Origin of the sequence: Campylobacter sp. MG1 (assembly GCF_026616895.1) — a bacterium.
In the GTDB taxonomy this organism is placed as follows: domain Bacteria; phylum Campylobacterota; class Campylobacteria; order Campylobacterales; family Campylobacteraceae; genus Campylobacter_E.
On the sequence record NZ_JANYME010000001.1, the window covers coordinates 272266 to 287379 of the forward strand.

Annotated in this window: 15 protein-coding genes; 11 read left to right on the top strand and 4 right to left on the bottom strand. The window is 26.2% G+C overall.

The window, feature by feature from the left end:
* The first annotated feature begins 5 nt into the window (after positions 1-5).
* From NY022_RS09695 to NY022_RS01290, 5 genes are read left to right on the top strand one after another with little or no spacing between them, the layout of a single operon-like run.
* Positions 6-788: a DnaJ domain-containing protein gene (locus NY022_RS09695; protein ID WP_324287461.1), complete on the top strand. Its 783-nt coding sequence runs from the start codon at positions 6-8 to the stop codon at positions 786-788.
* 10 nt (positions 789-798) lie between these two features.
* The gene (locus tag NY022_RS01275; RefSeq protein ID WP_267523208.1) at positions 799-1143 is read left to right on the top strand and encodes a heat shock protein transcriptional repressor HspR; all 345 of its coding nucleotides are present in this window, start codon (positions 799-801) and stop codon (positions 1141-1143) included.
* Positions 1143-2750, top strand: a complete 1608-nt coding sequence (locus NY022_RS01280; protein WP_267523209.1) for a cation:proton antiporter — start codon at positions 1143-1145, stop codon at positions 2748-2750. The genes NY022_RS01275 and NY022_RS01280 overlap by 1 nt, the downstream gene beginning before the upstream one ends.
* A gap of 9 nt (positions 2751-2759) precedes the next feature.
* On the top strand, positions 2760-3695 hold the full coding sequence (gene hemC, locus NY022_RS01285; protein WP_214116758.1) for a hydroxymethylbilane synthase: 936 nt from the start codon (positions 2760-2762) through the stop codon (positions 3693-3695).
* Positions 3692-5512: a menaquinone biosynthesis decarboxylase gene (locus tag NY022_RS01290; protein ID WP_267523210.1), complete on the top strand. Its 1821-nt coding sequence runs from the start codon at positions 3692-3694 to the stop codon at positions 5510-5512. The genes hemC and NY022_RS01290 overlap by 4 nt, the downstream gene beginning before the upstream one ends.
* A gap of 20 nt (positions 5513-5532) precedes the next feature.
* On the opposite strand, the gene NY022_RS01295 is transcribed toward NY022_RS01290, so the two are convergent.
* Positions 5533-7569: an adenylate/guanylate cyclase domain-containing protein gene (locus NY022_RS01295; protein ID WP_267523211.1), complete on the bottom strand. Its 2037-nt coding sequence runs from the start codon at positions 7567-7569 to the stop codon at positions 5533-5535.
* Positions 7566-9422: a tRNA uridine-5-carboxymethylaminomethyl(34) synthesis enzyme MnmG gene (gene mnmG / locus NY022_RS01300; RefSeq protein ID WP_214116728.1), complete on the bottom strand. Its 1857-nt coding sequence runs from the start codon at positions 9420-9422 to the stop codon at positions 7566-7568. The genes NY022_RS01295 and mnmG overlap by 4 nt, the downstream gene beginning before the upstream one ends.
* 45 nt (positions 9423-9467) lie before the next feature.
* Here mnmG and ribE point away from each other — a divergent pair, with 45 nt between their 5' ends.
* From ribE to NY022_RS01330, 6 genes are read left to right on the top strand one after another with little or no spacing between them, the layout of a single operon-like run.
* Positions 9468-10082: a riboflavin synthase gene (gene ribE, locus NY022_RS01305; RefSeq protein ID WP_267523212.1), complete on the top strand. Its 615-nt coding sequence runs from the start codon at positions 9468-9470 to the stop codon at positions 10080-10082.
* A gap of 10 nt (positions 10083-10092) precedes the next feature.
* Positions 10093-11049: an ADP-glyceromanno-heptose 6-epimerase gene (rfaD, locus tag NY022_RS01310; protein WP_267523213.1), complete on the top strand. Its 957-nt coding sequence runs from the start codon at positions 10093-10095 to the stop codon at positions 11047-11049.
* Positions 11050-11052: 3 nt separating this feature from the next.
* Positions 11053-11616, top strand: coding sequence for a LemA family protein (locus NY022_RS01315; RefSeq protein WP_267523214.1), 564 nt, complete (start codon positions 11053-11055; stop codon positions 11614-11616).
* Between the two features lie 40 nt (positions 11617-11656).
* Positions 11657-12397: a DUF3137 domain-containing protein gene (locus tag NY022_RS01320; RefSeq protein WP_267523215.1), complete on the top strand. Its 741-nt coding sequence runs from the start codon at positions 11657-11659 to the stop codon at positions 12395-12397.
* Complete coding sequence (locus NY022_RS01325; protein ID WP_267523216.1) at positions 12398-13102, top strand: DUF3137 domain-containing protein; 705 nt, start codon at positions 12398-12400, stop codon at positions 13100-13102. It begins immediately after the preceding gene.
* Positions 13103-13147: 45 nt separating this feature from the next.
* Entirely contained in the window at positions 13148-13723 is a 576-nt protein-coding gene (locus NY022_RS01330) for a YiiX/YebB-like N1pC/P60 family cysteine hydrolase (protein WP_267523217.1), read from the top strand.
* Here the strand turns inward: NY022_RS01330 and NY022_RS01335 are convergent, their stop codons facing one another.
* On the bottom strand, positions 13724-14557 hold the full coding sequence (locus tag NY022_RS01335) for a CheR family methyltransferase (RefSeq protein ID WP_267523218.1): 834 nt from the start codon (positions 14555-14557) through the stop codon (positions 13724-13726).
* 2 nt (positions 14558-14559) lie between these two features.
* Positions 14560-15108 (bottom strand): CheB methylesterase domain-containing protein, encoded by a 549-nt coding sequence (locus NY022_RS01340; protein WP_267523219.1) that lies wholly within the window; start codon positions 15106-15108, stop codon positions 14560-14562.
* Positions 15109-15114: the final 6 nt, after the last annotated feature.

A 15114-nucleotide genomic window follows, 5' to 3' on the forward strand; every position in this document is an offset into this window, starting at 1 on the left:
AAAAAATGAAAAATTACTATGAAATTTTAGGTGTAAAAAAAGATGCAAATGCTGATACTATAAAACAAGCATATAGAAGCCTAGCTAGAAAGTACCATCCTGATGTAAATAAAAACAAAGGTGCAGAAGAAAAATTTAAAGAAATCACTGAAGCTTATGAAGTTTTAAGTGATGAGAAAAAAAGAAAAGCTTATGATAACCCAAATTTTGGAGGATTTGGAAACGGTTTTTCCTCGGATTTTAACGATATTGATTTTGATAATATTTTTTCACAGTTCGGCACTAGTGGTTTTAATGGATTTAATAAAAATTATTCAAGACCTATGAAAACTGAGTTAGAAATATCATTTAATGATTCTGTATTAGGAGCAAAAAAATATATTACAATAAATGGAGAATCTTTTGAAGTAGATATAAAATCTGGCGTTGTAAATAATCAAGAAATTTCAGTTACAAATAATAAAAAAACACTAAAAGCAGTTATAAAAATTACAAAAAGCAACGAATATGAAAGAGATGGGGACGATTTAATAAAAGAAATTCAAATACCACTTAAAACTGCTTTATTTGGTGGAAAAATCGAATTTGATACGCCTAAAGAAAAAGGATTAAAAATAACAATAGGTGAAAATATAAAAAATGGTGGATTAATAAGGGTAAAAGGAAAAGGAATTTATAATTCTTATTCTAAAAATCAAGGTAATTTATTTTTAAGAGTCAAGGTTATTTTACCTAACATAAACACACTTGATGATAAAGTAGTGAAAATATTAAAAGAGTATTTATAAAGGAGAAAAAATGAATTATGATGAACCAGTATTCTTAATCTCTGTAGTGTCTAAACAATTAAACATACACCCACAAACATTAAGGCAGTATGAAAGAGAAGGTCTAATAGAACCTAATAGAACCTGTGGAAAAGTTAGGATGTATTCTCAAAAAGATGTAGATAGAATCAAAATGATTTTAAGATTTACTAGAGATTTAGGGGTAAATTTAGCTGGAGTTAGCATAATATTAGAATTAAAAAGTCAAATATCTAATTATGAAGAATTACTAATGAATCAAAAAAAGCAAAAAAATGCTTTGGTAAAACAAAATAACAAATTTGATATCATTTTTTACGAGGATAAAGATAATTAATGCAAGGCTTTTTGGAAATATTCTTAACTACAAGTGCTATAGCTATTGTGTTAAATGTAATATTAAAAAAATTTAATATACCAACAATCATAGGCTATATAGCTACTGGCTTTATAATAGAAGAAGTGTTTTATGTAACAACATCAGAACAACTAAACCATATTGCTGAATTTGGAATTGTTTTTTTAATGTTTACAATAGGACTTGAATTTTCAGTAAAACATCTAATGACTATGAAGACTGATGTTTTCGTTAATGGTGCTTTACAAATGGGTATTACTGGATTAGTACTTGCTGTGCTACTTCAATACGGATTTAATGTAGATGAAAATACATCTCTTATTATAGGATTTGCAATATCACTATCATCTACAGCAATAGTACTAAAAATACTTAACGAAAATAAAGATATAAATGAAAAATATGGAAGAAAGGCATTAGGAATTTTACTTTTTCAAGATATTGCAGTAATACCACTTTTATTAATGATTGATATTCTAGGACAAAATGGAACATCAATTAGTAGTCTTATAATAAAAACATTAGTATCGGCTAGTATAGTATTATTTTTATTATTTTTTATAGGAAAATACATATATGGTAGAATATTATATTATGTATTAAAAACTAATTCACAAGAAATTTTTATAGCTACAATATTATTTACTGTAGTTGGTGCTTCATTTTTAGCATATTATTTTGGTTTTTCATACTCACTTGGAGCTTTTATAGCAGGAATGATGATAGCCGAAACTGAATTTAAACACCAAATAGAAGCTGACTTAATCCCATTTAGAGATATTTTATTAGGCATATTTTTTATAACAGTTGGATTGCAAATAAATTTGCAAATAATAATAAGCAAGTGGTTCTTAATAATAGCTCTAACTATTGGAATAATGCTATTAAAAACTATTTGTATTTTTGTATTGTTATCACTGAAAAATACAAAAAGTGAAGCATTAAAAACAGCTCTTAGTGTATCACAAATAGGAGAATTTTCTCTTGCTATTTTTAGCATATTACTATCAAATAAAATGATAGATAACGATATAGCAGGACTACTTACATTATCAGTAATATTAAGTATGATAATATCACCATTTATACTAAAGAATGTTAAAAAAATAGCTACCATTACAAATGATGAAATAGTTGCTATTATGCCGAAAATAGATAGTTTAAATGGACATTTTGTAATATTTGGTTATGGATTATTAGGTCAAGAAGTTGTATTAAAACTAAAAAATCAAGGTATTCCTTATATAGCATTAGACAATGATATGAGTTTGGTTGAATTAGGACAAAGTAGAGGTGAAAATGTTTATTATGCAAGTGCTGAACAAGATATGAGTTTTGAAAATGCGAATATAAAATCTAGTGCAGCAGTAATTGTAACAATATCAAACGAACAAACACTAGAATTAGTTAGCAAAAAAATCATAGATTATGCACCAAATGTAAATTTAATCATAAGAATTAATAAAGATGAGAAAAAAATATTTGACAATCTAGGTGAAAATGTAAAAATGATAAAAGAAGAAGCAGTGGTTGCAAGAACACTTTTACAAGAAGCATTAGTTTGCAGAATAAAACAACAATCTTAAAGGAAAAATATGAAAATAGCTACTAGAAAATCATTACTTGCTTTATGGCAAAGCGAATTTGTAAAGGCGAAATTACAAGAAATTGAGCCTAGTTTAAATATAGAATTATTAGAGCTTAGCACTAAAGGAGATGTTATTTTAGATACTCCTTTAGCAAAAATTGGTGGGAAGAATTTGTTTATTAAAGAATTAGAAAACGCAATGCACGATGGGCTTGCACAAATTAGCGTTCATTCTTTAAAAGATGTTGGGGCAAGTTTGGCGTATGATTTTAAACTTGCTAGTATTTGCAAAAGAGAAACTCCTAATGATGTTGTGGTTTTTCGTGGAAATGAAAAATCATTAAATGAACTAAAACAAGGCGCAAAAATTGGCACAACAAGTCTTCGCCGCCAAATGCAATTAAGATTAATTAGAGATGATTTTTCTATTCATTCATTAAGGGGAAATCTACAAACTAGACTTAAAAAATTAAAAGATGGCGAATTTGATGCGATAGTTTTAGCTTATGCAGGACTTAAGAGATTAAATCTTTTAGATGAGTTAAATTATGAGATTTTAGATACAAAAATTATGATACCTTCAGCAGGTCAAGGTGCTGTTGCGATTGAGAGTATTAATGATGAAAAGGTGTTAAATCTTGTATCTAAATTAAATTGCCCTAAAACAGCATTATTATGCAAAATTGAGCGTGATTTTACTGCTACTTTAAATGGTGGTTGTGGTGCTCCAATAGGAATTAATGCAGCTTTTATTGATGATGAGATTATTTGTGTAAATGCGATTATTGGCTTAATTGATGCTAGTAAAATTATAAAAATGCAAAGAAAGATTAATCAAGCAAATGCAAGTGATTTTGGGGTAGTTTTAGCAAAAGAATTTATAAAGCATGGAGCTTTAGAAATTCTAGCTGAAAATGAAGAATTATTAAAAGAAATGCTATGAAAAATTATATAGAAAAATTAAAAAAAGCAAATTTATTAAACATAATTGAAACCCCTCTTGATACTGAGCTGGAAATACCTCATCTAGCATATTTAGAGGCTAAAAAAGAAGATTCTAAAGTTTTACTATTCACAAAACCTATAAAGGATGGAAAAGTTTGTAAAATTCCAGTAATTATGAATGTTTTTGCAAATAAAAAAGCATTAAATTTAGTACTTGGAAAAAGCACAGATGAGATTGCTAATGAAATTTCATCTTTATTAAATTTACATATCCCACCAACATTTGGTGCTAAAATTGACTTAGCCAAAAAATTATTTTCTTTAAAAAATATAGCTCCAAAAAGAGAGATTAACAAAAATGCACCTTGTAAACAAAAAGAATATTTACTAAATGAATTGCCAATTCTTAAAACTTGGGAAAAAGACGCAGGTGCATTTATTACGATGGGTCAGGTTTATACCAAAAGCCTTGATGGTAAGCAAAATAATTTAGGGATGTATCGTTTGCAAGTAATTGATAGTAAGCATTTAATTATGCATTTTCAACTACATAAAGACGCAAATAATTTTTTTCATGAATATAAAAAGGCTAATAAAAAAATGCCAATAGCTATTGCGATAGGCGACGACCCACTTCATATATTTTGCGCTCAAGCACCACTGCCTAAAGGTATATTTGAATTAATGCTTTATGGATTTATCAAAAAACAAGGAGCAAAATTAGTTAAATGTGATACTAATGATTTGTATGTACCAAGTAATAGTGATTTTGTAATAGAAGGCGAAATTGATGTAAATCATTTTGCTATTGAAGGTCCATTTGGAGACCATACGGGATTTTATACCCCGCAAGGTAATTTTCCTGTTATGAAAATTACAAAAATTACAGGCAAAAATGAGCCAATTTATAATGCAACGGTAGTTGGAAAACCTCCACTTGAAGATAAATGGATGGGGTATGGAACAGAGAGAATATTTTTACCACTACTTAAGACAACTTGCCCTGATTTGATTGATTATTGTATGCCTGAAAACGGTGTTTTTCATAATTTAATAATAGCAAAAATAAAAAATAATTATTTAGGTTCAGCTATGGCTAATATGCATGCATTTTGGGGGGTAGGACAAATGAGTTTTGTAAAAAACGCTATATTTGTTGATGAATATGCACCAAATTTAAGAGACTATCCAGCTATTTGTGAATATATTTTAAATAATTTCTCACCAAATAGATTATTAAAAAGTTATGGAATTTGTGATGAACTAGATCATTCAAGCACAAGATTAGGTATGGGTGGAAAACTTGGGTTAGACGCTACAAATAATGCACACTATCATGCAAATACATATAAAGATGAAAATTTAGAAAAAGAAAAAATAGAATATAAACCTGATTTAAAAAATCTATTAGATACATTAAAACCTTTAGGATTATGTGAATATAGTATTTATTATGCCGAAAGTAAAACGCAAATCACTTGTATTAGTCTTAAAAGAGATAATAATTTAAAAGAAATTTATGAAATATGTAAAAATTATTTGGGCGGAATTGTTGTATTATTTGATGAAGGAGTAAATTTAAACAACCCTTATATGTTAATATGGAAAGCTTTTAATAATTATGACCCTGCAAATGATATTATTATTGATGAAAACGGAGTTTTAGTAGCTGCTTATAGTAAAAATATTTTAGATAATTATATAAATAAATGGCCTGAAACTACAGAATGTAATAAAGAAGTCATAAAAAAATTAATAGACTTAAAACTTATAAATGATGATGAAACTTTCTTTAATCAATACGAAATTTTCTAAAAATTTAAGCTAGTAATAAACTAGCTTAATTTTTTCCATAAACTTAAATTTTCACCCTTATAACCTAAACACTTATAAAGCCTTGTAAACTCATTTTTTCCTTTTAACTTAATTTCATCAACCAATATTAACTCGTATAAATTTTCATCAACTAAAGCATTTTTGGTTTGTTCGCTAATTAAAATATTTGCCTTATAATTTTTACAAGAGCTTTCTACCCTACTTGCGGTATTTACCCCATCTCCTATACAAGTATAATCACTTCTTGAAAGGCTTCCCATCTCCCCTACAATACATTCACCTGTGTTAATTCCTATACCTATATTTATATAAGGAAGTCCTTTTTTACCCCAATCTTCGTTTAAAAGCTTTAAGGCTTTTATTTGCTCAATTGCAGCTTGTAAAGCACAATCAGCATGATTTTCTAAATCATTTGGAGCATTAAAATACGCCATAACAGCATCGCCTATATATTTATCAACCGTTCCGTTATATTTAAAAATAATATCACTCATAGGGGTCATATAAGTATTTAAAAATTCAACTAAATCAGCGGCATCCATATTCTCACTAATCGTAGTAAAATCTCTAATATCACTAAAAAATACTGATATTTCTCTTTTTGTAGTGCTAAACACATTATTATCCGTATTAATTAATTGCTCTGCAACACTTTTTGAAACTTTTTTTTCTAATTTTAATTTAATCAATTCTTTTTGTTTTGCTTCAAGAAAGAAATTTATAATAAGTCCAAAAATACTCATTAATATTGATACTAATACAAGTTCAAAAGTATTTAGAACAAATCTATCATTAATTAATATATAATAATGCCCTATCAATATAAAACCGATTAATAAAAAATTACATATAACTTGTAAAAATATTGATTTTATATACATAAAGACAATGCTTAAAACAATAATTGCTATTAGTGAAGCAAAAGTAATTTCAGCTAAATATCTAGGTAAAATCAAAAAATCATGATTTAATAAATTGTCAATAGCATTTGCATGAATTTCAACTCCAGGTAAATTCTCATCTAAAGCATTACTCCTAATATCATTAAGCCCGACAACACTTGTACCAATTAAAACAATTTTATTTTTAAAAAACTCTTCATTAACACTACCATTTAGCACATCAATAGCACTAATATATTGATAATGTGGATGATATCCTTTAAAAAATAAACCAAGTAATGCCTGCTGACTTAAAACTATAGGTTTGTTTTCATCTATAAAAAGATTAATATGAGATAAACCATCACCTATAGCTTTAATATTATCTACATTTTTATATTTTGCATACATTGATAAACCAAGACTAGGTAGTAATTGTTTAAATTGCCCATCATCATAATACATCATCATAAAAGCACTTCTAATTACATTATCTAAATGTGAATATGAATTAACAAATCCATTTGCATAAGCATTATCGCTTAATTCTTCTATGCTTGCTGTAATATTTTTACCATGCTGTAAAAATGAATAATCAATATTATCTTCTATTATGCTTTGATTACTTAATGGGGCTAATTTTTTTTCCGTATCATTTATATAAGAACCTAAATTTACAGCGTATGCTAATACACTATTAGTCTTTGAAAGCGCTAGTGCAAATGCCTTATCAGTATCTTGTGTTCTCTCACAAAAATTATACTTAGGAATATTTAAAGTGCTAAAACTAGAATCATCCATACCTTTAGTCATATTACCACGCTTATCGTTTTCTGCAAAATAAATATCAAATCCAACAACACTAGCTAAATTTAATTTATATACCAAACAAGCAAGAATATCCCTATCCCAAGGCCATTGACCAAGAGCTGCTAATGATTTTTCATCAATATCAATTATTTTTATCCTATCATCACCTTTTATATTACCACTCAAATATGCATTAACCCTAAAAAATACATCATGTGTTAAATTATCAAGCCTTTTGATAAGCGAATATTCCTTTATACATATAAAAAAAGAAAAAATACCCATAAATATCCCAAGTACTAAAAAAGAATAAAATTTCTTAAACTTACTTAAATGTCTAATCAATTTTTAGCCTTTAATTTAATATAAATTTGAAGAATATCAATTGCAGCTGGGGTAATTCCACTAATTCTACTTGCATCAAACAAATTATCAGGCTTATTTTTTTCAAGTTTTTCTACAACTTCATTGCTAAGCCCACTAATTCCACGATAAGTAAAATCATTTGGAATTTTAATCTTAATCAAATTCGCTTGATTTTGAATACTTTCATCTTGTAATTTTACATAATGATAATATTTTGCATCAAGTAAAATTTCATCTAAAACAAAATCATTTAAATTAGCCAAACTTGGTGCTAAAGAAAGCATTTTTTCCTTTGTTATCGTGCTACGAGCTATGATTTTTTGAAGAGTTGTTGGTTGAGAAATCGGCTCTTCATTAATACTTGCTAATAATTCATTAAAAGAATTTGAAGGAACAACCCTGCTTTCACATAAAAACTCTAAACCTTTTTTAATATCATTTATTTGATTTTCATAGTATTTAAAGCTATTTTCATCTCTTAAACCACACTCATAAGCGTATTTATTAAGCCTTGTGATTGCATTGCTTTCACGAAGTAATAATCTAAACTCAGCCCTACTTGTAAACATTCTATAAGGCTCTTTTGTGCCTTTTGTAACTAAATCATCAATTAAAACACCAATATATCCTTCATCACGGCGTAACACAAGCCCATCTTTATTATCAATTGCCAAACTTGCATTTATAGCTGCCATAAGCCCTTGAGCTGCTGCTTCTTCATAACCAGTTGTCCCATTTACTTGACCTGCTAGATAGAAGTTTTTAATAATTTTACTTTCTAAAGTATGAAACAAATCAAGCGGGTCAAAATAATCATATTCTATTGCATAGCCGTGTCTTGTGATTTTAGCATTTTCAAAGCCTTTAACCGAGCGTATCATTGAATGTTGAACTTCAAATGGTAAAGAAGTTGAAAAACCATTTATATAATATTCTGTAGCTTCTTTTGTCTGTGGCTCAATAAATAAATGATGACTTTCTTTATCTGCAAAACGATTGATTTTATCTTCTATACTAGGACAATATCTAGGGCCAACTCCTTTAATTTGTCCTGTAAACATAGGAGCTTTATCAAAATTTGAACGGATAATATCATGAGTTGTTGTATTTGTATGCGCTATATAGCAAGGAAGTTGCGGCAATGTATGAGAAGTAAATTCTAAGCTAAATCCTTTAGTATTTAAATCACTTTCTTGAGTTTCTAATACGCTAAAATCAATACTACTTGCTGCAATTCTAGGACAAGTTCCAGTTTTAAGTCTTCCGCGATTAAGCCCTAAAGCAGCTAAATTATCGCCTAACTCACTAGCACTAAGCTCTCCTACACGACCACTTTTTATCTTGCTTAAACCTACATGAATTAAACCATTTAAAAATGTCCCACTGCATAAAATTATTTTCTTAGCTTCATAAGTTTTATTAAGCTCGGTTTTTACTCCATAAGCTTCATTATCTTTTACTAAAAGCTCTGTAACCATTTCTTGAGAAATGTCTAAATTAGGCATATTTAATAATATATTTTTAGCATTTTTATTGTATTCATCCATATCTATTTGAGCTCTAGTTCCACGAACAGCTGCACCTTTGCTCTCATTTAAAGTCTTGTAATTAATCGCACTTAAATCAGTAATCTTTGGCATAATTCCGCCAAGTGCGGCTATTTCTTTTACTAAATGTCCTTTTGCAAGTCCGCCTATTGCAGGATTGCAAGAAGTTGCTCCAATTCTATCGTTTAAAATCGTAAGAAGTAGTGTTTTTTTACCCATTTTAGCACTTGCGTGTGCCGCTTCAACACCAGCATGACCAGCACCAATTACTATAATATCATACATCATTAATCCTTTTTTTTATAATATACTAATTATAAAGGATAAATGATGTTTAATGGTTTAATAAGACACACAGGAATTATAAAAAGTTTTTCAAATAATAATCTTACATTAATTTCAAATTTAAAACCTAACATAGGAGATAGTGTTGCAACTAATGGTATTTGCCTTAGTGTAACAAAAATTAATAATGATGGTTTTAATTTAAATTTAAGTACAGAAACACAAAACATAGTAAAGCCTTTTAAAATTGGAGCTAAAGTTCATACAGAATTAGCAATGAAAGTTGGAGATAGGATTGATGGACATATTTTAAGTGGGCATATTGATGGGCTTGGTAAAATCAAAAAAATTGAAAAACTAAATAGTGGAATAGATTTTTATATAAGTCTTGATGAAAAATTAATGCCTTTTGTTTGTAAAAAAGGTAGCATTGCCATTGATGGAGTAAGCCTTACTATAAACGATGTTATAAACGATGGTGTTCGGCTTACAATCATTGATATTACATTAAAAGATACACTTTTTAATAGTTATAAAATAGGCGATTTAGTAAATGTAGAAACTGATATTTTGGCAAGATATGCTGAAAGAATTTTAAATTATAAAAAGCAAAATCAACTTAGCTGGAGCGATGTTGATAGAATAAATTTATTATATTAAAGGATAAAAAATGAAAATAGTAATAACTGGTGGAGCTGGTTTTATAGGTTCAAATTTAGCTAATGAATTATGTAAAAATCATGAAGTTTTAGTAATTGATAATTTTGATAATGGTGAAAAATACGAAAATAATAAAAGAAAATATTTTGGAACTTTCAATAATTTATTAGAATTTAATGGGCTAATTTATACTGCAAACTTATTAGATGATGATTTTTATGAAACTATTGATAAATTTAAACCTGAGGTTATTTATCACTTTGCGGCTATTTCTGATACTACACTTTATAATGAAAATATAGTATTTAAAACAAATATTAATACATTTTATCGTATATTATTTTTAGCTAACAAGCATAATGCAAAATTAATTTACGCAAGTAGTGCTAGTGTCTATGGAGATGCACCAAGCCCACAAACCGTAGGGCTTAATGAAATGCCTAAAAATCCTTATGCTTTTTCAAAACTAACTATGGATAAAATCGCTAAAGATACAGGAGCTGTGGGGCTTAGATATTTCAATGTTTATGGTAAAAATGAATTTTATAAAGATACAACCGCTTCTATGATTTTACAATTTGGTTTGCAAATCCTAAACAACAACTCGCCTAAACTTTTCGTTGGAAGTGATAAAATCTTTAGAGATTTTGTATATATAAAAGATGTTACAAATGCAAATATCGCTGCAATGAATGCTAATGGTGGAGTTTATAATGTAGGTAGTGGCAAGGCTAGGAGTTTTGAGAGTATTGTAGATATTTTACAAAACGAGCTAGTCAAAAGAAAAATATTAGAAAAAGCACTTGAAAAAAAATATATACCTAATCCATATAAAAGTGCCTATCAATTCCATACTGAAGCAAAACTTGATGATAATTTTAATTATAAACCACAATATAGCCTAGAAGATGGTATAAGTGATTATTTAGAAGAAATCATCAAAATTCACAATAAACTCAAAGGATAAAATATGGAAATAATTTACATAATATTGACAATAATTATATTAATATCTGTTCTAATTATAGTAAATTATAATGCTTTAGTAGCAAAACGAAATGATGTAAAAAGTATATATTCAAGCATAGATGTTCAACTAAACCAACGCTATGATTTAATACCAAATTTAGTATCATCAGTAAAAGCATACTTTAAACACGAAAGTATAACATTGGAGAATATAGTAAAATTAAGAGAAAAAGCTATAAATTCAAACGATGATAAACAAAAATTTAGCATAAATGATGAGCTTAGCAAAGCAATTCATGGGCTAAATATTCAAATAGAAAATTACCCTAATTTAAAAGCTAATGAAAATGTAGCAAATTTACAAAACGCTATAAAAGAATGTGAAGAGCAAATTAGTGCAACAAGAAGGGCTTATAATTCAGCGGTTACGAGTTACAATAATGTCTGTGAGAGTTTTCCATCAAATTTAATTGCAAATGCTTTTAATTTTAAAAAGGCTAATTTTTATGAAACGAGTGAGAATGCAAGAAAAAATCCTAATGTAAAAGATTTATTTAATGAATAAATTTTTTAAAATTATTCTCATAACTTTATTAGTTTTTACTATGTATAAAATTTATTTAACCTATAATGATTTTTACATAGAAAAAACTCAAGATGTTACAAATTTAAGCCATATGCTATATTTAATAGTAGCTGATATTTTGCTAATTCTTATCATTTTTAGTATAAATCTTTTTTTATATGTAATACCATTTTTAAATAAAAATCATTTTAAATCAATAGATAAAGAAAAATATAAAAAAACTATGATTAATCCCGAAAATACGCATATTTTTTGGGCTTTTTCAAGAAATAATATTGATATAGCTAAATGTATTTTATTTAGGCTAGATAAAGAAGATGGGCTTGATAGAATATATAGATTATTTAGCAATAGCTACCTTAGATATATTTTTAAAATGAGATTTTATTTTTTTGGAATTTATATAAGAATTCCTAATAAAATTAAAAATAAATTTGAAATTTTTGCTAGTAAAAACCTTATGTCTTTATACCATGATGGAATTATCATGCATGAAAAAAAGATTTTTTTGACTGACAACACTGATTTTAATAAAAAATTTTACTTATACCCTAATAATATCACAGATGATTTTAAATTTTTAAATCCAAAAAAATTAGCAAATATCGTTCAAGCTTCAAAAAATATAAATAAAAAATTTAGCATTATTTATAATGAAAACTACCTTGAAGTTTATATTCATAATTTTATTTTTTCATCAAATATTAAAAATGAATATCAAAGCATTATGAAAATTATCAAAGAATTTAATGAGGAATAAATGATAACTTTTTTAAATATTATTAGAATATTATGTTTAGTATTTATGGTATTTTATGCTTATGTTTTCATTATAAAAAATAATGAAAACATAATGCCTTTATTTATAGGAATACTTATCATAATTATATCAACTTTTTTAATATCCATGATTAATTACAAAACTAATATTCAACCATTTTTTACCGAAAATAATTTTATAAAAATTCAAAATTTAAAAAATATTAAAAAAGAATTAATTAAAAGTGATGAAATAAATATAGACTACGCATTTTATAAAGATAATTTAAGTATTTTAAAACTAAATTTAAATGATATCATCCATAATAGCAACAATAAACAAGAAAAAATTAATATTTTTAAAGGTATTTACATACGAAAAGAAAATGTTAATTCTAAACCATTCAGTATAGCAAATAATTCAAAAATTAAAAAATTTTTAGGCATAAAATTAGATATTACCACAATTGATAATGTTGAATTTAACAAATATTTTAAATTATATACAGACAATAAAATTGCAACTTTTAAATACTTAGACCCTTTTAAATTAGAATTTATAAGCACTAAAGCAAAAATGCTAAATCACAAAATAAGTTTATTTTATAAAAACGATACATTACATTTTTATATACATAATTTTAACTTTAGCAAAAATATAAAAAATGAATACGAAACTATTTTAAATATTATTAACGAATTTTAAAAATATCTGCTACAATACGCCGTTATTTTTTAAAATGAAGGTAATATGAAAAAAATTGCTTTTTTAATCAATTTATTATTTTTTTATACTTATTTTAATTACGATATGAATATCAATACTTTTACTATACCTCAAAATTTAGAAATAGGAGATTTGATTTTAAGAGAAGGAACAGGAAGTCAAAGCTTATTAATATCAAAAATAACTCATTCAAAGTATACACATATAGGTATAATATCAAGCATTCATCCTATAAAAATTTTGCATGCAACTTATGATGATTTAGGCGAAAATGGAGTAAAAGAATTTAGCATAAAAAATTTTTTTAAAGGTGCTAAACAAATAAAGATAATAAGATTAATTGATTTAAGTAAAGAAGAAAAAATATTGTTAATAAAAAATTTAAAAAAATATTTAAATCAAGATTTTAACTTAAGTCCAAAAGATAATAATTTATATTGTACAACATTTATATATAAAGAACTAGAACCACTGATAACTGAACAATTAGAAAAAACATATCTAGATATCCCTATAGCTGCAGGATATTATTTATTGCCAAAAAGTTTTTTAAATTTAAATCATATAGTAATTGACCAGCAAATTGATTATTTTAAATAATTATATTTTCTGATAATAGGTACAATTATTTAAATAAATTTTATTAAACTTATCATGCTTTGGAACTAAATCAGCGTGTCCTGTAAAAAGCATGCCATTATTATTTAAAACTTTAGAAAAATTATCTATCAAAGAATACTTGTGTTCTTCATCAAAATATATCATCATATTTCTAGAGATGATTAAGTCAAATTTTCCTAATTTTATAAAATCATTATCAAAAACATTTAAAACTTTATAATTAACCTTATTAAATAAATCCTTTTTTAGGATAAATTTATCGCCATTTTTAATAAAGTATTTATCAATATTTTCTTTACTAACATTATATAACGACCTTGAAGTATATTCAGCTTTAATAGCTTTATCAATTATTAAAGAATTAATATCAATACCAAAAATTTCTATATCATAAATATTAGCTTCCATAGCTAATATCAAAATAGAATAAATTTCTTCACCACTAGAACAAGGAATACTAAGTATTTTACGTTTTGTAGGATTTTCTTTTAATATCTTAACTATTTCCTTTAATTGTTTTATCTCTCTAAAAAAATAAGTTTCACAAACGGTAATTAAATTAAATAAATCTTGTTTGAAATTTAAATCACACAATAATCTAATCTTAAATTCTGAAAAACTTTTAATATTATTAACTAATGCAAGTTTTAATAATTTTGACTTAATTGTGGATTTTTTAATCTCTAAATCAATACCACAAATATCTTTAATCTTTTTTATCAATTCATCATATTCACATAAATTATCGTAAAAATTTAATTCACAACTTTGATTTATATTTACTACATCTTTACGCTTAAAAAAATCAAACATAATCACCTAACAAATGCTAAAATTTCTTTTCTTATATTATTAATATCAAGTTGTAAAAGATTATTATTTAATTCATAAGCTCTTTTTGGCATTCCATAAACTATGCAAGATTTTTCACTCTCGCCTATACATTTAGCGCCTTTTTTGTATAGTTCAAATAAGCCTTTAGCACCATCATCTCCAATCCCTGTTAATAATATTGCTAGTATTTCATAGTCTTTCGTAAGTTTTGAAGCACTATTAAACAATAAATCTACATTAGGACAAAATGGAAAAACTCCATTATTAAAATTAGCCCTTAGATTTGAAAATAACTCTGTATTATGCTGACAAATATAAATCTTTTTATCATCTAAAAAACAAGGATTTTCTAACAATACAACTTCACTTAAACATTCTTTATTTAATTGATTTGCATAACTAGGTAAAAAACTCGCTTGCATATGTTGAGCAATAACTACAACTGAATTATTTAGATCTAAATTTTGCAACAAATATTTTATATGACCTGGACCACCTGTGCTAGCACCTATTAAAATCACTTTTCGCATTAAAAT